Source organism: Aliikangiella aequoris (assembly GCF_053709105.1).
On sequence record NZ_CM132298.1, the window covers coordinates 1,055,364 to 1,078,116 of the forward strand.

The 22,753-nt window shown below is 41.2% G+C and carries 21 protein-coding genes; 11 read left to right on the forward strand and 10 right to left on the reverse strand.

Translation table 11 applies throughout. The features are described from left to right. Positions 1 to 32 precede the first annotated feature (32 nt). Positions 33 to 857 (forward strand): hypothetical protein, encoded by an 825-nt coding sequence (locus ACUR5C_RS04660; RefSeq protein ID WP_454467198.1) that lies wholly within the window; start codon positions 33 to 35, stop codon positions 855 to 857. Between the two features lie 78 nt (positions 858 to 935). Here the strand turns inward: ACUR5C_RS04660 and ACUR5C_RS04665 are convergent, their stop codons facing one another. Together ACUR5C_RS04665 and ACUR5C_RS04670 are read right to left on the reverse strand one after the other, a co-directional pair. Then, on the reverse strand, positions 936 to 1,961 hold the full coding sequence (locus ACUR5C_RS04665; protein WP_454467199.1) for a hypothetical protein: 1,026 nt from the start codon (positions 1,959 to 1,961) through the stop codon (positions 936 to 938). 196 nt (positions 1,962 to 2,157) lie between these two features. Next, positions 2,158 to 4,017 carry a DUF1631 family protein gene (locus ACUR5C_RS04670; protein ID WP_454467200.1) on the reverse strand — a complete coding sequence of 620 codons (1,860 nt, stop codon included), beginning with the start codon at positions 4,015 to 4,017 and terminating at the stop codon, positions 2,158 to 2,160. Positions 4,018 to 4,429: 412 nt separating this feature from the next. Between ACUR5C_RS04670 and accA the strand changes: the two genes are divergently transcribed. Then, positions 4,430 to 5,398, forward strand: a complete 969-nt coding sequence (gene accA / locus ACUR5C_RS04675) for an acetyl-CoA carboxylase carboxyl transferase subunit alpha (protein ID WP_454467201.1) — start codon at positions 4,430 to 4,432, stop codon at positions 5,396 to 5,398. Positions 5,399 to 5,445: 47 nt separating this feature from the next. After that, positions 5,446 to 6,894 (forward strand): tRNA lysidine(34) synthetase TilS, encoded by a 1,449-nt coding sequence (gene tilS, locus ACUR5C_RS04680; protein WP_454467865.1) that lies wholly within the window; start codon positions 5,446 to 5,448, stop codon positions 6,892 to 6,894. 243 nt (positions 6,895 to 7,137) lie between these two features. Here the strand turns inward: tilS and ACUR5C_RS04685 are convergent, their stop codons facing one another. The 5 genes from ACUR5C_RS04685 to ACUR5C_RS04705 all read right to left on the reverse strand — a co-directional run bounded on the left by ACUR5C_RS04685 (position 7,138) and on the right by ACUR5C_RS04705 (position 13,582). Then, positions 7,138 to 8,139, reverse strand: coding sequence for a transposase (locus tag ACUR5C_RS04685; protein ID WP_454467202.1), 1,002 nt, complete (start codon positions 8,137 to 8,139; stop codon positions 7,138 to 7,140). 191 nt (positions 8,140 to 8,330) lie between these two features. Next, positions 8,331 to 9,626, reverse strand: coding sequence for a PstS family phosphate ABC transporter substrate-binding protein (locus ACUR5C_RS04690; RefSeq protein ID WP_454467203.1), 1,296 nt, complete (start codon positions 9,624 to 9,626; stop codon positions 8,331 to 8,333). A gap of 249 nt (positions 9,627 to 9,875) precedes the next feature. Beyond that, on the reverse strand, positions 9,876 to 11,063 hold the full coding sequence (locus tag ACUR5C_RS04695) for a patatin-like phospholipase family protein (protein ID WP_454467204.1): 1,188 nt from the start codon (positions 11,061 to 11,063) through the stop codon (positions 9,876 to 9,878). A gap of 70 nt (positions 11,064 to 11,133) precedes the next feature. Continuing rightward, positions 11,134 to 11,817 carry a transglycosylase SLT domain-containing protein gene (locus ACUR5C_RS04700; protein WP_454467205.1) on the reverse strand — a complete coding sequence of 228 codons (684 nt, stop codon included), beginning with the start codon at positions 11,815 to 11,817 and terminating at the stop codon, positions 11,134 to 11,136. Between the two features lie 52 nt (positions 11,818 to 11,869). Next, positions 11,870 to 13,582 carry a proline--tRNA ligase gene (locus tag ACUR5C_RS04705; protein ID WP_454467206.1) on the reverse strand — a complete coding sequence of 571 codons (1,713 nt, stop codon included), beginning with the start codon at positions 13,580 to 13,582 and terminating at the stop codon, positions 11,870 to 11,872. A gap of 257 nt (positions 13,583 to 13,839) precedes the next feature. Here ACUR5C_RS04705 and ACUR5C_RS04710 point away from each other — a divergent pair, with 257 nt between their 5' ends. The 3 genes from ACUR5C_RS04710 to waaA all read left to right on the forward strand — a co-directional run bounded on the left by ACUR5C_RS04710 (position 13,840) and on the right by waaA (position 15,947). Further along, positions 13,840 to 14,064, forward strand: coding sequence for an FmdB family zinc ribbon protein (locus ACUR5C_RS04710; RefSeq protein WP_454467207.1), 225 nt, complete (start codon positions 13,840 to 13,842; stop codon positions 14,062 to 14,064). Between the two features lie 76 nt (positions 14,065 to 14,140). Further along, entirely contained in the window at positions 14,141 to 14,599 is a 459-nt protein-coding gene (locus ACUR5C_RS04715) for an OsmC family protein (protein WP_454467208.1), read from the forward strand. A gap of 28 nt (positions 14,600 to 14,627) precedes the next feature. After that, positions 14,628 to 15,947, forward strand: a complete 1,320-nt coding sequence (waaA, locus tag ACUR5C_RS04720; RefSeq protein WP_454467209.1) for a lipid IV(A) 3-deoxy-D-manno-octulosonic acid transferase — start codon at positions 14,628 to 14,630, stop codon at positions 15,945 to 15,947. Positions 15,948 to 15,992: 45 nt separating this feature from the next. Here waaA and ACUR5C_RS04725 read toward each other — a convergent pair whose 3' ends face one another. Next, positions 15,993 to 16,718 (reverse strand): 3-deoxy-D-manno-octulosonic acid kinase, encoded by a 726-nt coding sequence (locus ACUR5C_RS04725; RefSeq protein WP_454467210.1) that lies wholly within the window; start codon positions 16,716 to 16,718, stop codon positions 15,993 to 15,995. Between the two features lie 77 nt (positions 16,719 to 16,795). Between ACUR5C_RS04725 and ACUR5C_RS04730 the strand changes: the two genes are divergently transcribed. After that, positions 16,796 to 17,869, forward strand: a complete 1,074-nt coding sequence (locus tag ACUR5C_RS04730) for a glycosyltransferase family 9 protein (RefSeq protein WP_454467211.1) — start codon at positions 16,796 to 16,798, stop codon at positions 17,867 to 17,869. A 16-nt stretch (positions 17,870 to 17,885) separates the two neighbouring features. On the opposite strand, the gene ACUR5C_RS04735 is transcribed toward ACUR5C_RS04730, so the two are convergent. Both ACUR5C_RS04735 and ACUR5C_RS04740 read right to left on the reverse strand, forming a co-directional pair. Next, positions 17,886 to 18,995, reverse strand: a complete 1,110-nt coding sequence (locus ACUR5C_RS04735; protein ID WP_454467212.1) for a glycosyltransferase family 4 protein — start codon at positions 18,993 to 18,995, stop codon at positions 17,886 to 17,888. Positions 18,996 to 18,998: 3 nt separating this feature from the next. Next, a complete protein-coding gene (locus ACUR5C_RS04740) occupies positions 18,999 to 20,027 on the reverse strand; it encodes a CDP-glycerol glycerophosphotransferase family protein (RefSeq protein ID WP_454467213.1) in 1,029 nt (342 codons plus the stop codon). Positions 20,028 to 20,158: 131 nt separating this feature from the next. On the opposite strand from ACUR5C_RS04740, the gene ACUR5C_RS04745 reads away from it, so the two are divergent. From ACUR5C_RS04745 to ACUR5C_RS04760, 4 genes are all read left to right on the forward strand, one after another. Further along, complete coding sequence (locus tag ACUR5C_RS04745) at positions 20,159 to 20,497, forward strand: DUF2956 domain-containing protein (RefSeq protein ID WP_454467214.1); 339 nt, start codon at positions 20,159 to 20,161, stop codon at positions 20,495 to 20,497. Next, the gene (locus ACUR5C_RS04750; RefSeq protein WP_454467215.1) at positions 20,490 to 21,002 is read left to right on the forward strand and encodes a response regulator transcription factor; all 513 of its coding nucleotides are present in this window, start codon (positions 20,490 to 20,492) and stop codon (positions 21,000 to 21,002) included. The genes ACUR5C_RS04745 and ACUR5C_RS04750 overlap by 8 nt, the downstream gene beginning before the upstream one ends. Before the next feature lie 139 nt (positions 21,003 to 21,141). Then, on the forward strand, positions 21,142 to 21,669 hold the full coding sequence (locus tag ACUR5C_RS04755; RefSeq protein ID WP_454467216.1) for a DUF4199 domain-containing protein: 528 nt from the start codon (positions 21,142 to 21,144) through the stop codon (positions 21,667 to 21,669). A 105-nt stretch (positions 21,670 to 21,774) separates the two neighbouring features. Then, positions 21,775 to 22,728: a pyridoxal-phosphate dependent enzyme gene (locus tag ACUR5C_RS04760; RefSeq protein WP_454467217.1), complete on the forward strand. Its 954-nt coding sequence runs from the start codon at positions 21,775 to 21,777 to the stop codon at positions 22,726 to 22,728. The last annotated feature ends 25 nt before the right edge of the window (positions 22,729 to 22,753 follow it).

Sequence of the window (22,753 nt, forward strand, 5' to 3'; positions counted from 1 at the left end):
CCAAATTCAATTAAAAAAATAGGGACTTTTTTATGAAATATTCTCAATTACCTCGTTTTATTTGTGCATTGTTACTTGTTGCTACCGCCGCATTTTCTGGCCTTAGCAGCGCGACCACTCAGTTATGTTTAAAGAAAGAGGTGAGTAGTGACGGAATTAACTGGTTTGACGCTAATACCGACGCGGAAGCTGTGCCGGTTAGTGGGACTGCGCACTTTCGCTTTTCTGCATTTAAATGCCCAGAGTCTTGGGGCGGCATGTATAACATTGTGATTAGCGATCCTCAGTTAAATGTTGAACAGCTTGTAGCTGATCTTTCGGGTGATGAAAATGATTTCACGCCGAGCGTTTTTACCACACAAGTGCCTGACTACTGCCAAGGCTATGAAGGTAATGTTGAAAATATTGCTTTCGCCGAAGGTTATTCAATGATTTCAGACACCCCCCGTTATGCATCTGATAATGCATGGGTAAAATGCGAAACCCTCGTTGTTGGAGGTAAAGGTTGTACTCCTGGCTATTGGAAACAGCCTCATCATTTAGATTCGTGGCCGATTTCTGAAACAACGTTATTCTCCGAAGTTTTCGATCGAGTGATTACTATTCGGATAAAGAAACAAGGGGAAATTACCGATCCGACTCTTCTGCAAGCGCTAGGTGCTAATGGTGGCAAAGTCAATACGGCGGCTCGCCATGCAGCAGCAGCTTACTTAAACGCGATGTCTACTGGTGTTGCTTATGATATGGACTCAAGTGGTGTAATCAATGCTTTTCAAATGAGCTATGATAGTAACAACTACGGCGCAATTATTGAAAATTTAGTTGACTATAATGAGCAAGGCTGCCCGTTAAACTAATTGCTACTTTTAGCCAATGTGTTAAAAAAACCGCACTTGCTGCGGTTTTTTTATTTTAGGACAGTTCTTTATATTGAGTTAGTTTACGCTAGCAACTGCATTCGAAACTTGAGCGCAGCGCTTTAATGAGACAAAGTTTGTCGCTGGCATAGGCGCTGGTTTGCCGTAGCCAAGCTGAACCCAGTCGCCGCTTTTTAAGTGATCAGCGCGTAAATTGATGGGGTAGGCAATGGCATAATCGCCATGGGTTTTAAAAACCTGCAGCTCTCCTAAACTAAACTGGGCACGTTTTTGGTTTTCTTGCTGAATAAATACCGGTAATTTTTGCCCAACTTTAAAGGCTAAGTTTTCGCTACTTAAATGTATTTCCTGCTGATATTTTTGTACTACTGTTGCCAGTATAGGCTCTTGCTCAATGCGCTGTTTGGCTTTTAATACTAAATAATTTGCTGCGGCTAAAAATGTTTGACCCGGAGTGGTACTTAAATATTTTTGCCGAGTTTTATCTTGATTGTATGCGCTGCTAGCTGGCTGAGGATAGCGGTTAAGATCACAAGGCGACAGCGCCATAGTCACGCTTTGCATCCAAGGTTTTATAGGTTTTTTACCACTGCTAAGCTTCAAAGTTAGGGTAACTTGGCTGGTGGCGGGGTCTTGTAACCAGCGATCTGCTTGATCATGTAGTTTATTCCACCATTCGTCATCAGGTGCGTAGTTAAACGGCAAAATATATTCATCTATGCTCACTTGAATATGGTAGTCAGCATCGCCTTTAACGCGCTTAAAATAATGACTGGCGTTAAAAACGTCTTGATAAATATGTTGAACTTCAGCAGGTAGCTTGCCGTAATAGTAGTATTCGGCGCGCTCGTCCCTTTTTTCAATTGGAATACCCGAATGGTTAAGCAGTGGACTAAGTGTCACCGTAACTGGAGAATTAAGTTGGTTTGGCCATTTTAAATGGGTAAATTGTGCGGCTTGCTGAAATTCAATTGTGTCAGCTTGCACTAAGTTAGTTGCAGTTAATAGTGCAAAGCCACTCATTACTTGTGTTAGCCGCTTTACCAGAAGCTGAAATTGCTGCATTGATATTTTTAGTTGCATTGCTATTCTCGAGATCACTCATCCATTGATTAATACTTTATCGGCTAGCATAAATAGCAACTTTAGTTTTTTATTCATTTTAAATTAGATGAGCGATTAGTTAATCGATACTTAGCAGCATAGGCTAGTGCAGCAGATACTGTGAATTCAAGCTTTGTCCACCGACTAAGCTATAGGCAGTTTTGATTTGAAATAATTAACTTCCAGATAATTTTTCTCTACGTTGTTTAACCAACGAAGTAAGTGGGTCTTGGGCAGAAGTCGCTTCTTTAAGTATTTTTAACCGTTCAGTTTTAAATAGCTGAAATACTTCGTCTTTATCTGGCTCTGCGACTTTGTTTCCTTTGCTGTCGGTGAAAATATGACGTTGAGTCGTTTTTGAAATCAACATTAAGCTGGCTTCGGTCCATTTTCCAGACTCGGTTTTATATGCCACCTGCGCACCGGGCTTTAATTTTCGATAGTTACCTTTAATAATAAAACGTTGCTTAGCATCCATTTCTTCTAAACGCCGCGCTTCTGCGGCTTGTTCTAACTTACGTTTTGCTTCTTCTGCTTGCTTAATTTGTAGTAACCGCTTTTCTTCTGCAAGTTGTTGTTGTACTGCTATTCGAGCTTTTTCCTCTTGTTCTATTTGCTGCTTTTTATCTTTGGCTCGCTTGTTCAAAAAGTTTTCGTATTCACTTTTTAAAATTTCTAGGCGTGACTGTAACTCAACGATTAGCGCCTTAATTGCATGTTTAAATTCTATTTTATTTTCACTTTGAATAGGGGTTAAGTGATTTGCTAAATAGTCTGTATCGTCATAGCGAATAGTGCAAACTAGTTCGCCCGACAAATTGGTAAAAATAAGCTGCTGGGTGAGAGGGTTTTTATTTAGCAACTTGCAGCGAACCTGTTCACTTTCTTTATCTAAAAAGTACCAGCTATTTTCATGTAAACTGTCGATATCAAAAAATGCTTTACCAGAGTCTTCGTTCCAGTACACAACCTCGTCTTTTTCATAGTCTTCGTCGGCAAATATATCGGCAGAAATCATAACGTCGAACTCAACTCGTTCGCCACGAAGTTTGCGCGCGTGCATATCTTCAATTTCTCGGAAAAAATCGGTGATATAGTCATTTACAGCGCCAATGTCGTTAAGTTCATTATAAATTCGTTTCATGGCTGGGGTGACATCGGCAGCATAACGGGCCGCGTAATCAGGGTCACCGAACGAGGCAGTAACGCTCCACGCTAAGCTATCCATATCGGTTAGCAGCTGTTGGGTTTGCTTGCTCTTTACCCCATGCTGTTTAATGGTTTGGTATAAAAATGGTGACATTTGATTTTCAAAAAAGTCTAACAAGAAAATCGGAATTTCCTCTCCTTGAGTCTTACTTTTTATCAGCTTTTCGGTAAAGGCTTCTGCTTCTATTTCTCTGTTCTGACGATCCGCTTCGGCCAGCACATTGACAACATTTGTGTTGATCTTGTCGTTAAAGCCAAAAATATACTCACTCAGCATTTTATCTGCCATTGCAAAAGTTTTGCCGGTTACTTGTTCTCGATTCGCCAGCCTATCGACTAACAATTCTACTGCTTGAATAAAAAATTGCGCCAGTTTACCGGCATTATTGTCATATTGAGTCCCAAAAGCGGTTAATTTGTTTAAAAACTTTACTGCAACGTGTTTAGGGTTATCTAAAAAGCTTAGATCGTTTAGGGAAAGACGGGTGAATGCGAGTTGTAGGCTGTTAAGAACATGGTAAAACTTCTTTTCGCGTTTGGCGTTAGCTCTTAAATAGTTAAAGGCGATTTCTACTACTTGAAGCGCGTTTTTTTCAAAGGCAGGAAGCGGGCGACCTTTGAGTTTATCGACTTCGTTAATCATTTTTAAAATGCTGAGTTCGGTGTCTTGGTTATTAAGAATCCTTTTGGCAAGATAAGAAAGACCTTCACTTAACTCTTTAGAGTTAATTTGAGCCTCACGCCAATCGTCTTCTCGAGGCTCATAAAAGAGCTTTTCTTCGAGATTGCGGTTTTGCTTTAATAAATTTCTTAACTCTCTAGACATTGACAACGCATTTATAAGTGACTTAATCAAACTATAGACGAGACTCTATTCATTTGAGATAGAATTTCGCAAGTTATTGGATTTTAGCGTGTTTTTTAATTTAAGATTGTGAACTAAGCAGTATTTATCGGTTTCATTCTGGCTCGATATGGCTAATATAATCAAATGGTCTAATCAGCTGAATAACTTGTTTTATCTCAAGCATAAAGCAGTTAAAATGCGCCCTTTATTATTTTCTGACGCTAGGTCATTGGAAAATAGCGCTTAATCAGTGTAAATTGCTGCTTTTTAGTGCTAAGTGCTTAAATTTAGCGAATTTGCCTAGTAAACGATTTTGTATGCCAGATGCTAGTCCTAATTGCCAGCTGTCGTATAGAACTTATAGATAGATTAAAAACAGAGTAGTCTCATAATGAACTTTTTAGAATTTGAAAGACCTATTGCAGAAATGGAAGCTCAAATTGAAGAGCTTAGACTGGTTGGTAATGATAGTGAAATCAATATCAGTGAAGAGATCGATCGACTTAAAAAGAAAAGTAAGGAACTGACTCAACAGATTTTTTCTAATCTAGATGCTTGGCAAATAGCGCAAATTGCGCGCCATCCACTACGTCCTTATACCAAAGACTATATTAACTTAATCTTTACTGATTATAACGAGCTTGCCGGTGACCGAGCGTTTGCTAACGATCATGCGATTATTGGTGGTCCAGCACGCTTAAATGGCAAACCGGTAATGATTATAGGGCACCAGAAAGGGCGAGACACCAAAGAAAAGGTCGCACGTAACTTTGGTATGCCGCGTCCGGAAGGTTATCGGAAAGCCTTACGCTTAATGCAAATGGCTGAAAAGTTTAACTGGCCTATTATCACTTTTATTGATACTCCGGGAGCCTACCCAGGTGTTGGCGCAGAAGAGCGCGGTCAGTCAGAGGCCATAGCTCGCAACTTAAAAGTAATGTCACGTTTAAAAGTGCCAACGATTTGTACGGTTATTGGCGAAGGTGGTTCTGGTGGCGCATTGGCAATTGGTGTTGGCGATCGCGTTAATATGTTGCAATACAGTACTTATTCTGTAATTTCACCTGAAGGTTGTGCTTCTATTTTATGGAAAAGCGCAGAGAAAGCGTCTGACGCTGCTCACGCTATGGGAATTACTGCTGAACGATTAAAGCAATTAGACTTAATTAATTCGATTATTCCCGAGCCTGAAGGCGGCGCGCATCGCGATCATCCGGCGATGGCTGCTAACTTAAAAGCTCAAATTGAAAAGGACTTAAGCGCATTAACCACGCTTAAAGAAGAAGAGCTACTTGATACTCGTTTTGAACGCTTAATGTCATTTGGTGTTCAAGAAGACTGGAAGTCTATCGTCGACTAAGCTTGCAATTAACGCCTGCATTACGCAGGCGTTTTTGATTGTGTGCTATGCTCTTAGCTAACCAATTGTTCACTCCCCATTATTCTAAGACTATGCCTAAGCATTCCATTGAAACTCAGTTAATTACGAGCATTCGAGAGTATGACTCTGCGGGTACCTATTGGGTTGGGTTAAGTGGTGGAGTTGACTCGATGGTGTTATTAACCGCATTGCTTAAAGTTAGGACTATGTTGGCAAAGGGGCAGCCTACGAGAGAGATAAAAATAGGCGCACTGCATGTTAATCATGGACTGCACTCTCAAGCCGACGAGTGGCAGCAGGTCTGTGAGCAGTTTTGCGAAGAAAATGCAATTGAGCTGGAGACTACTCAATTGAAGTTACTCTCTAAACAAGAAAAGGGCAAAAGCAAACTTAGTAATTTAGAAGAAGTGGCGAGAAAGGCGCGCTACGCCTTCTTTTCCTCACAACTTAAAACTAACGACGTGATTTTTCTCGCACATCATTTAGATGATCAAGCTGAGACGCTACTTTATAGGTTGTTTAGAGGAACAGGATTACGTGGCGCGGTGGGAATTCCCAAAGTGAGAAGTTTAGCTAAGGGAAAACTCGTAAGGCCATTGCTCGAGTTCACGCGAGCACAAATTGAGGAATACGCTAGGCTCCAGAAAGTTAGCTGGGTTGACGACCCAAGCAATAAGTCTAGCATTTACCAACGTAATTTTATCCGCAATCAAGTTTTACCATTAATCAAACAACATTGGCCCCAAGTAGCACAAACTATTGCGCGTTTCACTCAAGTTGCCAGCGAGCAGCGAGAATTATTAGAGGACATAGCTAAGCAAGATTTGGTTGAATGCCAGGTGGCTTTACCGGAAATTATTCTCGACACTCGGGCAGCTACCTTAGGCTATTTGGGGTTAAACCTAGATAAGTTAAAAACGCTTTCTACACCACGGCAAAAGAATCTTATTTATTATTATTATTATCAGATTAATCAGAGTTTGGCGCCTTCGAGTGTGCAAATAGAAGAGCTGTTAAGACAAATCAGCGCGAGTAGCTCTCGCTCGGTCCGGCTAACTCTTAGAGACAGTGATTTAGTAACTTGTAATGGAGTATTACAGTTTAATCGCGCGTTCAATTTGGCGGAAAAATTTGCCGCGACTAAGTGGAGCGATCTGCAACAACCTTTAAGTTTATCTAATGGTTTACTTGTTGCGACATGTGCTCGAACTGGAGGGCTACGCAAGCCATCTGATGGCGAAGTCGTTGAGGTGAAAACGCGCGAAGGCGGTGAAAAAATTCTGCCTGATTATCGTAATAAAGCCGCCTCACTTAAAATAATTTTTCAAGAAAAAAATATTCCCAAAGAGCTACGCGCTAAACTTCCGCTTATTTTTTATAATGATCAGCTTGTGGCAGTGCCTGGGGTCTTTTTAGCGAAAGACTATTTGCTAAATAGCAGCGAAATTGGAATTGATTTTCAGTTGTCATTTTAAGCAAGCGTTACATATCTGATTTTAATAATCGGATAACAAATCGGACACCTCAATTAGTGCTTGAACTCGATATTTTCACTTAAATTAATTTGTTATTTTTCAACGATGGCGAAGAGAGGGGATATTAGATGTTATTAAAGCAATAAATGGCATTTTAGTATTGGAAAATATTTCAAAGTAGAAATTGAAAGCAGCAGAAAGTTGACCAGGCGGCAATTCCAAGCGCTCGTAATCTATTAGGTGTCAACAGTAAAGCAAGTTTGAAATACTTGCTCCCTTTATCCAGCATTTATTCAGTTGTTTGGCTTTATTTTTTAGTTTATATAAAGGCCCAATAGCTATTCCGCTATGTTTGCCTAGCTTACTGTACTGGTAAAGCCACTGGTCGGGTTGAAGATTTAAGTTGGCAATAATGCTTTGAACCTGTGCAGGCATTTGAGCTTTGCCGGGATGCACTATGGATTTTCCCGTCCATTCAACTAGTTCGATATAATCTTTGAGCTTTATTTGTATGGCACGTATTTGCATAGCTTGAGCAATTGGTTTTAAATTTTCTTTTAGTAGCATGGGCTCGCCGCGTAATTGCTCAATGCGCTTTTTAATTGAAGTATGTAGCGAGTTTTGTAGCTCTTCAACAATGCCGGCTCGAATTGGATTTAAGTCTACATACGCCATACAAGCAAGCACCGCGGAGATATCAAGTAGTGCGACTGATTGATATCTCGATTCCCAAAAGCGGCCTTTTAAGTAGTCTTCGGCGTTACTTCTTTTAGCCAGTGGGCCATTTAAGCACGCCATAAACCAAGATAGTTTTCCCAAACGTTTCCGATAGCTTTCGAGCAGAGCTGGATCATTCATAATGGCCCGCTTCTTCAGTTCTCGTTTCGCTTTATATTCAGGTTTATCAAGCTTGCTAGGAAAGGCTAACAGCCATTTTTCTGCAATTTGTTCGTCAGTCCAATTTAATGGAGCTTTGGGATCGATAGAAAGTACTAAGTGATAATGATTGTCCATAATTGCGTAGGCATACAATTCAACCGAGAAAACTTGAGAAAGGGTTAGCATTCTGTGCTCAAGCCAAGCTTTGCGGTGATCGCAATTATTTCCGGTAAAGGGATCTTGGCCACATAGGTAAGCGCGACGAACACAGCGTGAAATACAGTGATAGAAACCAGGCGTTTCACTGTCGACAATATCTCTTCTTGGGGTCGGCATGTTCGATCCTTGAATAAACTCAATTGGCATTACATTAGCCTAAATTGAAATGAGTTCCAATTTACAATTTCTTAATTTGAACTGAGAGATTAGCCTTAAGTGGTGTAGGATAATGGCTTAAAATGAGGTGTCCGAAATTTATCATGGCTTAAAATGAGGTGTCCGAAACTTATCATGGCTTAAAATGAGGTGTCCGAAACTTATCATTTGTTCAAAACAGATCATAATACCCATACTTCAATATGTTGTTTTTGCAAGTCGGCTAGGTCGAATTGTAAGGTATCTAGAATTCCTATTTTTGCATTGGTTAATTGCTCTTTAAGTGACTTAAGGCGAGAAGAAGGCTGCGTGGCAACTAACACAAACTTTCTGCCTGGTGATTGTTGCGAAAAATTACTGAGCCGCTCTATATCTCTGGCTTCCTTTGTAGGGTCTAACGCATGAGTATGCGCAGCAAAGCTGACCGTTAACCGCGTAGCTAATGAGGCTAGATTTCGGTAGCGCAATGGTGTTGCTTTAGTCAGTGCTTGCGGTCGACTATAGGTAGGATAATAGGAAATAAGATCAACTAGCGGCGCTTGTTGTTGGCCTTTATGAGTACTACAAAATGATAAAAACTCTTTGGCTAACTGACTTTTCGTTTCTTCGTTTGCATATAAAAATAGCTTTCTCGAAAGCGGGTAGGCTTGGGTTCCAATGGTGAATACAGAGGGGGTACTTGCTTGCGACTGCTGAGTCGCTGCTACGGCAATAACTTTTGCCTGGGCGATATAGCTTACACCGACAAAACCGATGGCTGAGTTGTCTTGGGATAGCATTGAAACTAACTGCTGGCTCGACTCAAAGCGCTTTGCTGCGGTATTAAGGTTTAAATTAAAAGGTTTTAACACGATATTTTTAAAGGTGTCCCATGTTCCAGAGTTATTGTCTCTTGCATAAATAGTTATAGGCATGTCTGGACCACCTAGCTGCTTCCAGTTGCTAATATTTCCTGAAAATATTTCACCTATTTGTGTTATCGTCAATTGGCTGATCGGGTTGTCTGGGTGAGTAATAATTGCTAGCGCGTCGAGCGCTATTGGTTCTTCAGTTAAGTTTTGATTCGCCTTTTTAAGGGCTTCAACTTCTGTTGTTTTTACTGGGCGCGAACTCATTGCAATATCAGTTTGATTAGCTAGCAGCACGTTAAATCCAGTAGTTGAACCATGCGCTCTAATCTGTATGTTGATTTGGGTATTTGTTTGTTGAATGAAGCCGCTAATATTCTTTTCAACTGGGTTTTCGAGGGTTTCGGTTCTTACCAAAATAGCGCCTTTATTTTTTAAAAATGACTCGGCAAGAAGCGGGGCGAAAGACTCACCAATAGTATTTGAACCAACTAGCTTTAAAGTTTCAGCTTTAATTTTTTGGTCTGCTGAGCTTGCTATAGTTGATCCAAAATTTAAACTGACTAATAGCAAACTAAAAATAAATTTAAATAGGCTACTGCGAATAGAATTGATTATAGTCTTTATCATAAGTTCTCTTAAGGTAAGCCTTGCTGTCATACTTGTGATTGTTTAATTAGGCGAGAATTAAAATAATTAGTAGTCATCGCTTCGTCATCAAAATAGCAGCGAAACACTAAAGTGAGTGAGACGCTAACCAACGCTATTTTGCTGAACTAAAATGACAGTTTTATTACATTAATTGGAATTATGACAACTAAAAGTTATAAGCTGTCATAAAGTTCAATTAGCTCTCGCTAACTGAGATGGGACTTAAAATTATTGTGATAGACTGGGAGCGCTTTCGCTGGATAATTGACCAAAGAAAGATTCAACTTCTGCGCGTTGTTTCATAGTGTCGGCGTAACCTAACTCTAAAAGCTCGGTGGTATAAGCTTGATCAAAAAGTAAATAGCTTAATACGGTAGAGCCTTCGCCTGAGCCAATCCCTATACGTTTAAAGAAAAAGCGTAGCATGCGTGGGAGGCGGTGAAAATGTTTGTTAGCTAAAAGACTTAAGTCCATGCTGGGTGAAATTGTAAGCGTTTCGATTGGACGTAAATTACTTTGTAAATTTCTTACCGCTTCTGGAATTAACTTAATGGTTTTGTTAACGCGTGAAATGCGCTCTATGTCACTGTCCAAACTATCAATAAATACACTATCTAGCACATGACCGGCAATATCGGCGACTGACGGATAGTGAACATTGGTGGGCCGATTGTTATTAGGGGTGCGAACCGGATCGACACCTAAAACTAAAATTTTGTCGGCGCCTAAGTGGATCGCTGGACTGAGAGGCGCTAGAAACCGTACTGAGCCATCACCAAAGAATTCCCGATTAATTTTTATTGCAGGAAATAATAACGGAATCGCAGATGACGCGAGTAAGTGGTCAAGGTTAATTGTTGTACGAGTACCGCAGCGACGGTAGCGACGCCAACTTTTAAGTGTATCTTCGCCTTGGAAAAAACTAATAGACTGACCAGTAGAGTAACCAGAAGCTGTCACTGAGAGTGCGCTGAGCTGCCCTTGTTGTATTGCATTTTGAATATCTTGAAATTGTATGACCCGTGAAAGAAGTTCTTTTAAAGGGGTATTATCAAGTAACCCGAGCTGATTATTTTTATGGTATTGGTTGGAAAAAATTGATCTTACCCAGCGACCAGTATTTTTCATCAGCCCAGAAAAATCTGCCCGAAAAACTTGCTCTACTGAAAAGTTTTTCCAAACATTATACAAATCATCGACCGCTTTGGTTGGGTCAAGTGAGCCCGCTGCAATTGCGGTGGCGTTTATAGCGCCGGCTGAAGTGCCGGTAATTATAGGAAAAGGATTGCCACATTCTTGTCGATAGACCAGGTCGGCAATGGCTTTAAGCGCCCCAACTTGATATGCTGCGCGAGCACCTCCGCCAGTTAAGACTAAACCAATTTTTTGGGTTGAGTTATAACAAAATTCATCCATCGATTTGTTTTTCCAAAAACTATACTGCCTGTTATATTCGTTTTTAGCGAGGAGGATTAACCTGGTGAGTTTAAGGACGCCAAGTTTTGCGCATTGCTTTATACACGCGCATTGGATACCAAACTTTTCCTCTACTACCATTATAGCGCGCTAATGCTTGAGTTGCGTTGTTGTTTTCTTTTTCCAAATATAGGCTTAGAATGGCGCAGCCATAACGTAGGTTAGTATGAATATCAAAAAGGCTATCTTGTTCGGTGCCTAGCTCTGCTTTCCAGAATGGCATAACTTGCATTAACCCCCTAGCGCCAGCTCTTGAAATGGCGTATTGGTCAAAAGCACTTTCTACTTGAATTAAAGCTAATACCATCATGGGGTTTAAGTTAAAGTAGGTCGCTTCTTGATGGACTAAACGCAAAATTTTTAATCTTTCATCTTCTGGAATATGCGGAGCTGCTTTTGCGAGTCGAGCGGACTGCTCAACTAACCAAACTTCAGCATCAAACTTGTCTTTAAAAGAGTCGGGTGCGTTTTTTATTGCTAAGGCTAATTTCTGACGAAATTCTCCGCTGGGTTTTTCTTGAGTCGCCGCGGATACGAATGAACAATTCAATAGGCTTAAATAAAGCATGCTAAAACAGCACAGCGGCAATAGTTTGCTGCCGCGTGATTTGTGTCGTACAAATAAGTGTCGTACAAATAAATGTCGTACAGATAAGTGTCGCACCAGTTGTTGCAGGTAGTGAAGTTTCATCATTTCTCAGTTAATCAAGCCTCAAAGTGGTGAGGCTAACCTCACCACTTTAATTTTAGGCTATTTTTTTCTGAATAAAAGTGAATACGTCATCAATATTAACATCAACTTTGTCATTTTCTTTGCGGTGTTTATATTCAAACTGACCGGCATCAATGCCACGCTCACTAATGACGATTCGGTGAGGCACCCCTATCAGTTCTATGTCGGCAAACATGACGCCAGGACGCTCTTTTCTATCATCTAAAATTACTTCAATACCGGCATCTTTAAGCTGCGCATATAATTTTTCGGCGTGCTCAGCAACTCGGTGAGATCGCTTCATGTTCATGGGGACAATTGCAACCTGAAACGGCGCGATATTTTCCGGCCAAACTATCCCGTATTCATCATGGTTTTGCTCGATTGCTGCGGCTACAATTCTTGAAACGCCAATTCCGTAACAGCCCATAGTAAGCGTTACAGACTTGCCGTTTTCACCTAGTACATTTGCTTTCATTGCTTCGCTATACTTTGTACCTAGCTGAAAAATATGCCCAACTTCTATGCCTCGCTTAATGGTAAGTTTACCTTTGCCATCGGGGCTAGAGTCGCCCTCAACAATATTACGACAATCAAATACTTCGTGAATTTGTGCGTCTCGGTTCCAGTTTACGCCACTTAAATGCTGCTCGTTTTGGTTAGCACCACAAATAAAGTCGGTTAATATTGCTGCGTCTCGGTCTGCAATAACTGGCATTGCTAGCTTTACTGGCCCTACATAGCCAGGGTTACAGCCGACTTGATTTTGTATTGTCGTTTCGTCCGCCAGCGTTAATGGTGACAATACCAATGCATGTTTTTCAACTTTTAATTCATTTAAGCTGTGATCACCACGTAAACAAATAGCGACTAAAGGGTGTTCTTCAGTAGCGCCCTTAACAATTAAGGTTTTAATAATTTGTTGAGGTGGTTGCTCTAAAAATTCAGCGACTTGAGCTATCGTTTTGCAGTTTGGAGTAGCTATCTCTTGCAAGCTAGCGTCTCCTGTTTGAGCCGGGCTAACCGGCGCGAGTGACTCTGCTTTTTCTACATTAGCAGCATAATCGCTGTCACTGCTAAAGGCGATGGCATCTTCCCCAGAATCTGCGAGTACGTGAAACTCGTGAGAAGTGCTACCGCCGATAGAGCCAGTGTCGGCAATAACGGCACGAAACTCGAGTCCTAGGCGTTTAAAAATTTTACTGTAGGCCTCGTACATCATTTCATAGGTTTCGGCTAAAGAGGCTTCACTGGTGTGAAACGAGTATGCGTCTTTCATTAAGAATTCTCGTGCACGCATCACCCCAAATCTGGGTCTAACTTCGTCTCTAAACTTACTTTGTATTTGATAAAACACGGCAGGGCACTGTTTGTAACTGCGAATTTCGTCGCGGATCATGGCGGTAATAACTTCTTCGTGAGTAGGCCCTAAACAAAAGTCTCTGTCGTGGCGATCTTTTATGCGCAGTAGCTCTGGTCCAAAATCACCCCAACGGCCAGACTCTTCCCATAGTTCAGCTGATTGCACCATTGGCATTAATAGCTCAGCTGCGCCTATCGCGTCCATTTCTTCACGGACTATTTGCTCTACTTTGCGCAATACCTTCAGTCCGGTCGGAAGCCAAGTGTAAAGTCCTGACGCTTGTTTACGGATAAGGCCGGCACGGAGCATCAGTTTATGGCTGATTAACTCGGCGTCGCTAGGCTCTTCTCGAAGAGTCGCTAATAAATACTGGGTGGTTCTCATTCAATTATTCTCTTTTGTCTTGTTAGAAACGAAAAATTGCTATATTTCGCTGACTTTGCGCTATTTTTCAAGGCCTAAAGCAGTTGCTCAGTGGCTTTTGCGACGCTATTTTAGCAGCCATGCGAGGCTACTTATATGTAAAAACTAACTTTATAATAAAAAAAACCAACAAATTTCTAAATAACGCTTTAAATTTTTGTAAAAGTCCTTATATTGTCGCTCATAATTTGTTTAGTTTTTAATCGGGTTAAAAAATCATGCCAATATATGAATATAAATGTAATGCTTGTGACCATCGAATGGAAAAGTTACAGAAAATGAGTGATGATCCGCTTAAAGATTGCCCTGAGTGCAATGAGCCATCATTATCAAAGCTTGTTTCTGCTGCGGGTTTCCGGCTTACTGGAACCGGGTGGTATGAGACTGATTTTAAAGGCAAAAAACCTACCCCTTCGGAGTCGACGGCTAGTTCAGATAGCTAAATTTAATAATAGACAAGGCGCATTTGAGCGCCTTGTTTAATTCTACTTGGTGAAATATTAAGTATAAGGAACTGATATGGCACAGCATTCTGCGGTGGTTGAGTGGCACAACTCGCAAGCTGGGTTTATTCAAGGCGAATATTCTAGAGCCCACCAATGGCGTTTTGATGGTGGTGCAAGTATTCAAGCATCTGCGTCGCCGCATATTGTTCCTTTGCCTTACTCGGTTGCAGAAAACGTTGATCCAGAGGAAGCCTTTATCGCTTCAATTTCTAGCTGCCACATGTTGTTTTTTTTATCTATTTGCGCCAAGAAAAAGCTAGAAGTTAGTCATTATAGAGACGCGGCGGTTGGTGAGCTCGCGCCGAATGACGATGGGAAGATGGCTATGACAGTGGTTAAGCTGCGCCCGCAAGTAACTTTTGCTGGTGATAAGGTGCCTAGTAAGGCCCAAATAGCGACAATTCATCAGCTAGCTCATGCGAGTTGCTTTATCGCTAATTCAATCAAAACTGAAGTTGTTGTAGAATGCTAACCAACTCATCCAGTGATTTGGTCTTAATTTGAATCGATTTGTTTATTCATGTTTGTTGTATTTAGTTAGCCCTGTAATTTTAGGGTATTTTGCTTGGCGTGCAGTTAAAGCGCCTGAGTATCGTCATGGCTTTTGGCAACGTCTTGGGTTTGCGCCTAAATTAAGTTCTCTAAAATCAGCATCGCCGACTTCTAAGCCTGTTTTATTAATTCATTGCGCATCCGTAGGCGAAACCCGTGCCGCAATTCCGCTAATTAGCGCTTTGCAAAGCCGATTTAGCGACTATCAAATTGTGGTGACAACGACGACTCCAACGGGAAAGCAAGAAGTTGCCAAAGCGTTTGGCGGCAGCGTTACTCACAGTTATTTTCCTATTGATTGGATTGGAAGTTGTCAGCGTTTTATACGGCGGGTTTCGCCAAAGCTCGTCATAATTATGGAAACTGAATTGTGGCCAAACTGGTTAAATCAGTGTCGCAAACAAAACGTACCTGTGTTGTTAGCTAATGCGCGCCTTTCAAATAAGTCCTTTGCAAAATATGCTAAGTATAAAAAACTGACCTCACAAATTTTTGAGTGTATTAGTTTAGTTGCTGCGCAGTTTGAGTCAGATAAAAATAACTATCTTGGGTTGGGCGTTGCGCCGCATAAGGTTCAGCTTTGCGGCAACATTAAGTTTGATTTAACGCTGAGCGATGAAGTGCTAATGCAACAGCAGCAATTGCACAAAGATTTTTTTGCCACTCGGCCAGTGTGGGTGGCAGCGAGCATTCATCCAGGTGAGTTTGCTCAAGTGTTAGCTGCGCACCGCGAATTATTGTTAGAACAGCCAAATTTGATATTAATCGCTATTCCTCGCCACCCAGAAAAATTTGATGAGCTTGCCAATTTTTGTGAACAAAAAGAAATGTGTTTTTTACGACGTTCACAAATGCAAAGTTTGAGTCGTGAGCAAGTCGTATCGCAACTTAATAATTCACAAGTGTTAGTCGGCGATACTATGGGAGAAGTGCTGTTGTTTTGTGGTGTTGCCCAAAGTGTCTTTGTGGGTGGTAGCTTAATTGACAGAGGTGGGCATAATCCTCTAGAGGCAATCGTTTGCGGAAATGCGGTATTAATGGGGCCAAGTATTTATAATTTTTCTGACATCGCCGATAAGCTGTTAGCGGCCGAATTGCTGCAGGTCGTCAGTGACAGTAGCGACCTCGCCAATCAAGTAAAACTTGCGCTTCAAAAGCAAGCTTCTAACACATTAACTCAGCGTCGTGCGTTGCAATTTATGCAGGCAAACCAGGGTTGTATTGATAAAACTGTTGCAGCTTGTCAGTCACAATTAAATAAACCCTAAGCGGGTTATTCTGCGCAAATTAATACGCGAGTTTGAACGGTTAAATTAATGCGTTTGATAAGCTTGCACTAGCCAGTGCCATGCTTGTTCATCAAAATAAAAAGAGTCATAAAGTTGGCTCTCTTTCATAAAAGAACGTTTAAGGCGGGCTAAATTAGCCGCTTGCCATTGGCGTGCAACCGGTCTGCGCTGACACTTGTCAAAATCGATTAGCCAAGCTTTATTTTGTTGGTCCATCAGTATGTTGTGGGCGTTTAGATCGGAGTGATAAATGCCGTTTTGGTGAAATTGAGCCAACATTACTCCAATATTTCGCCATTGGGCTTCGGCCATTGCTTGCTGGGTTAAAATGGCAACCAGATCTTGAGCGTCTGCAATTTGTAGCATTAATAAGTCGGCTTGATAACTAATGCCATGGCGAGTAATTAAACCGGCGACTGGTTTAGGTACTGGCAAACCGCTCAAATACATGGTTTCTAATAATTGTAGCTCTTGATAAACGCGGCTGTTAGTTTGACCAAAATAAATAAATTTATCATTCGAGAGTTTTGCGACCATACCACCGCGATAATAGTGCCTTAACACCCAAGTTTCGTCTGCGTGCCCAACAAACCAGGTCGTGTTACGACCTTTTGACTGACCTTTTACCGCGTTTATTTGACGCCAATAATCTATTTGAAACCATTCTGGCTTGGCAACTTGGTTTAAATCCGGGTTGATATCCGTAAGTAAGAGTTGATGCGTTGCTGAGGTTTTCACAATAATCGACAACGTGTTTTCCTAAATTTAATAGAGACAAGTTTTATTTTACATTAGAATAGCAGTCGAATTGTAGTGAAGTGAACTTAATGTCAAAAAAATTACCCCAAACAAAAATTGATCAACCCAAGTCTATTTGCATTTTAAGGTTGTCGGCGATAGGTGATGTTTGTCACGCGGTTGCTAGCGTGCAGGCGATTCAAAAGCGCTGGCCGCAAGTTAAAATAACTTGGATTATTGGCAAAGTCGAGTTAATGCTAGTAAATGGCTTAAGTGGCGTAGAGTTTATTGTTTTTGATAAAAAAGCCGGCTTGCGCGGGTATTTGGATTTAGCTAAGCGTCTACAAGGGCGAGAGTTTGATATTTTACTGCATATGCAAGTTGCTCTGCGAGCCAGTTTAGCAACCCTATGTATTCGAGCTAAAGAGAAGTGGGGGTTTGATTCTGCTCGTGCCAAAGAGGGGCAATGGCTTTTTACTAATCGCCAAGTGATGCCACAAAAATCGGCTCACGTTGCCGAGGGCTTTTTAGCTTTTGCGCAAGCAGTAGGCGTTGATGCCCAATACCAACTTAGCTGGAATATGCCAATCGAAAAGTCTACTCTTGAATGGTTTAAGCAACAAGTCAGCCTTACTTCGCCTTATTTTGTGATTGCACCTGCCGCCAGTAAAGCGCAACGCAATTGGCTGCCCGAATCTTATGCCGCAATTGCTCAAATGGCGCGAGATAGAGGTATGCAAGTCGTTATTTGCGGTGGACCTACGAATATGGAAAAAAAGTTAGCGGCTGATATCATTCAAAAGGTGCAATCAGACTGCATTAATTTAGTGGGTAAAACAACATTAAAGCAGCTGTTAGTGGTTATCAAAAACGCTCATTTAGTGTTAGCCCCAGATACTGGGCCTGCGCATATGGCTGTTACAGTTAATACGCCAGTGATTGGGCTGTATGCGCACAGCAATCCGCGGCGTACCGGGCCTTATTTATATTCTCGATTCACTGTTTCTGTTTATGACAGTTTAGTTAAGCAGCAGTTTAATAAAAACTGGCAAGCCCTTCCTTGGGGTAAGCGAGTTAAAGGCGAGAATTTAATGAAGCTTATCAGCGTAGCGCAAGTTGAATCGACATTTAATGCCGTGTTAGCCGAATTTCCTTTACCTTAAAAAATCTACTCTTCTGTTATTTTTGCTGTAAAAGCTCAGTAAAATATTTCTCATATTCAAGCACAGTTTTTTGATGCGAAAATTGGTTTTTGATAGTCGCTTGGGTTTGGCTTTTCAATTGACTATATAGCGCTTTGTCTTGGTAGAGTTGAGTGATTTTATCGGCAATAGCCTGGCTGTTTTTTAGTGGAACAATTAATCCATTCACGCCGTCTTTAATTACTTCCATCGTACCTGGGTTGGCAGATGCAATTACTGGGGTTGCGTAGGCGAGAGATTCTAAAACTGCGCGAGGCAAGCCCTCTCGTAATGAAGGTAAAACTAATAAATCGCAAGCTCCGGCTAGTTGTGGTACGTCATTACGAAAGCCGGGCATGATGATTCTTTCTGCCATACCGGTCTGCTGGATTTGAGTAAGGAAAGGTTCACAATCAAAATGGTCGCCAACCAGCAAAATATTAAGCTTGGGAAGGTGAGTTAATTTGGCAGCAGCCTCTATCATATATTGCATTCCTTTGTGAAGCCGCTTGCTGCCAATACACAAAACATTAAACGCATCTGGCTGAGTGAGTTGAGCGCTTTTAGTTGCCAGTGCCGACAAGTCGCTCGGTGGTTGTGAATACCAGCTTAAATCGTGCCCTTTATAAATAGTTTTAACAAAAGGGTGGATTTTCTTTCTTACGCTTGACTTTACGTGAGCAGTAACAGCATTAGACACACCAATAATCCCGTTGACTCGGGGATGAAGAATGGAAAGATAATTGGTGAGGTCACTTTTATATAACCCGCCAGTAGTGCCGCGATAAGCCACCATTTTTGCTGTCGTGCCAATGCAACCGAAAGCTGCGTTAGGAATAGTGCGTGACTTTGACGCATAGACAATATCAATTTTTTTGCTTTTGATTAGTTTGCGTATTTTATTGATTGCGCTGAGCGAAAGCTTTTTATCCATTTTAAGCTCGACTAAATCAATGTTGTGCTGAGCATAGCGCTCGGCATAAGCACCATTAAGATCTGTCATAATGGTCACTTTATGGCCAGCGTTGGCAAGGCCAATATAAATTTCTGCTTCGGGGCGAACACTGTTAAATGAGCGACCAACGTCGGGAATGATTAAAATATTCACTGACTAAATTTTCCAATAGTTAAGCTTCTTACGCAGTTTAAAGCTACGCAATAAATTAAGCGGTTTGGTTTTTTTAAGTGGCGTTGCTTGCGTCAATATATAATCGACTGCCTGTAAAATTCGGGCACTCGATTGGCCGTCATTGTAAGGGTGCAATTGGTGATTATTTTCGGCTATCTTTTGACTCAACAAAGTGCTGGGTGTTAATGCTTGTTGAATAGCATCGCTCAGCTCTAAAGGCTCGGTTATATTGATCAAATAATCGCCAGGGCTCGCATTGTTAAAAGTAACGGCGGGTTTATCTAAAAGTAAAAACTCACCTACCATTGAGGAAGTATCTGAGACTAAAATATCCGCCCGTTGCAGTAAAGGTAAGCAGCTGTCTATATCGACAATTTCGAGGTTATCACTCTCGATTGCACGATACTCTGCGATCCAGTCTGGATTCATTTTAGGATGAAACTTAATGAGCCAGTGGTGTTTACCTGTGGCTGCCATTTGTTTTATAGGCGCTAATAACTCCAATGCCGAAGTTAGATTAGGCGAAAATGTTGGTGCGTATAAAATGACTGGCTTGTCTGTAGTTAATGGGTAAGCGGGCGTGGTAAATAATGGATCAAGTTTACTCCAGCCTGTTTCAATGACATGAAAATTTTGATGATTTTCAGCTAACTGTTTAAACCGGGTCGTGGTAATTTCGCCTTGAGTGCAATACAGGTCAAAGAAGCCTCTAATTCTAAAGTGGCCTTTCTTTTTCCATTCAAGCCCATGAAAAACCTGAACCTTTAAACCTGGAATAAAGTTAGGCACAATATTACCCGGAACAAATACAGCAATTGGGTTAAACTCTTGAACTGCTTGAATGTTGGGTAAACGCTGTTCATGAGCGTTAAAATTACTTAAATTAACTTGACCGCCTTCGACAAACCAGGCGCACTCGTCTCCATTGGCGATAATTTCTTGCTGGATAGGTCGCAAAATTTCAAATGAATAATTTTGTGATATATAAAACAAGTAGCGCTTTTTAGTCATTTTAATGCTAACTCAGTATTTTAGTAGACAGGGCACTGCGGTTGCAGCAAATTATACCAGAAGAACTTAGCTGGGTAATTAGCTAGTAAGGCAGAAAGTATATAAATCAGTGATCAATCTTAGGAAGTAGCATGGCTAAAAATAATTCAAAAGTATCGCCAGAAACGGTCAAAGAAGCATTAAAAGCGGCTAAAGCGACGCAACGCCCAGGCCAATCTAAAGAGCAAACTAAGTTGATTGCACAAGGAATTCAAAAAGGAATTGATGAATACAAAAAGCAGCAAAAAGTAAAAAAACGCGAACTCGACAAAAAGCTTAAACAACTTAAAAGCGCACAGCAAGAGCCTATAGCTCAACCTCAGCAGGAAAGTAGGGTTTCAAAAAACCTGCGCTGGCAGCGCGCACTTCCTTGGTTATTGCTTATTGGCTCTTGGATTGGCTTTGCGTTATATGAGACTTTAGGTGGTTAAAATTATACTCAAGTATGGGCTAGGGCTGTTTCTAGCGCTGAGCTTGCTCAAGTTGATTGAGTTTCAGTTTTTCAGTTATAAATTTAGCCTCGAATTCTATTTAATGATTGTTGCGGTGATTTTTTTGTGCCTCGGTGGCGCAGTTGCTTGGTTGGTGTTGCAGCAAAATCCTTCTCGAAGGGGGCAGCTTGATACTTGCGAAAATGAACTAAAATCTAATCTTAAAAGCCCGTCATCTTCAAGCTCGTCAGGGGTAAGTCAATCTAAGTTAAAACCTCACGTGAACTTAGCTAAGCAATGTTTGCCACAGCCAGTGCTGACCGAGCGAGAGCAGGAAATATTGGTTTTACTCGCTCACGGCTATACCAATAAGGAAATTGCCGCAAGTATTCAAGTGAGTCCTAATACGGTAAAAACTCACTGTAGTCGTATATTTAGTAAACTGGAAGTCAGCAATCGAACGCAAGCTGTTTCTGAAGCTAAGCTAATGAATTTAATAGGATAATTAAGGTGTCACCCAAATGGGTGATAGTGTTTGATTAATTAATAAGCGAGCATAGCAAAGCGATAGCCGGCGCTTTGGATTAAGCCTAAAAGTGACAGCTAGGGTGATTTTAAGAGGTTAAAAATTAAAGGAAACATAAATGAAAAATGTAATTTTAAAGTACGGTTTTATTGCTGGTGGTATTTGCGTCGGGATCCCTTTTATTGCTTGGTTGATTATAGGGGGAGGCACTGAAACTTATGCGCAAAGCGAAGTCATTGGCTATGCTGCCATTTTGCTTTCGGTACTAGTAATATTTTTAGCCGTTAAAGAGCTAAAGCAGAAAAATACCCACCAAGTTATCGGTTTTAAAAAGGTATTTTTACTGGGAACCGGGGTTAGTTTGATTGCGGGCATTTTATTTGGTGTTTATAACCTCGTTTATGTTGCCTACTTAGATCCTGAGTTTATGGATAACTATTTTAATTACTACATACAAACTATTCAGCATAGTGGTTTAGCTCAAGTAGAAATTGAGCAACAAATTGCGAAATTACAGGCAGATAAAGCGCTGTTTATGAACCCATGGGTTAACTTTATCGTTATGTTTTTCACAGTGTTTTTAATTGGCTTAGTGGTTAGCTTGTTTGCAGGCCTTATTCAGCGAGAGTCGCAACCGGCTAGTTAATCAGTTTGTCTGTAAATATAATAGTTTAATCAACCTACTAGACTATCGCTAACGAACAAGGTTTAATCCCAAGCGTCTATTTATTTTGAGTTTGGGATTGTCATTATGTTTGAGCAAATTAAAGCGGCCGCTAATCGGATTCAAGGGGTTGCTAAAGTTACCCCAGTTTTATCTTCATCTAGCTTAAATAAGCGTTTAGGTTGTCGAGTCTGGTTTAAGTGTGAAAATTTTCAAAAAGTTGGCGCGTTTAAATTTAGAGGTGCTTTTAATAGTATCGCTCAACTAAGTGAGCAGCAAAAGGCGCGAGGTGTTATTGCTTATTCTTCTGGAAATCATGCTCAAGCTATCGCTTGTGTTGGGCAATTGCTTGGCGTTAAAACGACTATCGTTATGCCCGCCAATGCGCCAAGCATTAAATTGGCTGCTACCAAAGCTTATGGTGCAACCGTTGTAGAGTATGATCCAACAACTCAACAGCGTGAAGAGGTTACCGCTGCGATAATTCAGCAGCAGTCATTACACTTAATACCACCGTTTGATCATCCGCATATTATTGCCGGTCAAGGCACTGCGGCACTTGAGTTTTGTCAGTCGCACCCTTCGCTCGAACAACTATTAGTGCCTTGTGGTGGCGGTGGTTTGCTGAGCGGCAGCGCAATAGCGGTTAAGCATCAGTTGCCTAATTGCCAAGTTGTAGGTATCGAGCCAGAACTGGCAAATGATGCGACTTTGTCATTTCATTCAGGCAAGTTACATCGTATTGCAAATCCCGCGACAATTGCCGATGGAGTGCGAACTGCGAGTTTAGGTAATCTAAACTTTCCCATTATACGCGAGCATGTTGATGCTATGCACACGGTTACTGAAGCATCCATTAAGGCAGCGGTTAGATTCTTTTTCTATCGTATGAAAATGGTGGTAGAGCCTTCGGGCGCGCTAGGGTTGGCGGCATTAATGAGTGGCTTGGTTGAGCCAAAAGGCGATGTTGGGGTGATTATAAGTGGTGGAAATATTGACGCTGAAACAATGCGGTTAATTTTGTCTTGCGAAAATGATTAACTGTAAAATTGGTGTTTATTGAATC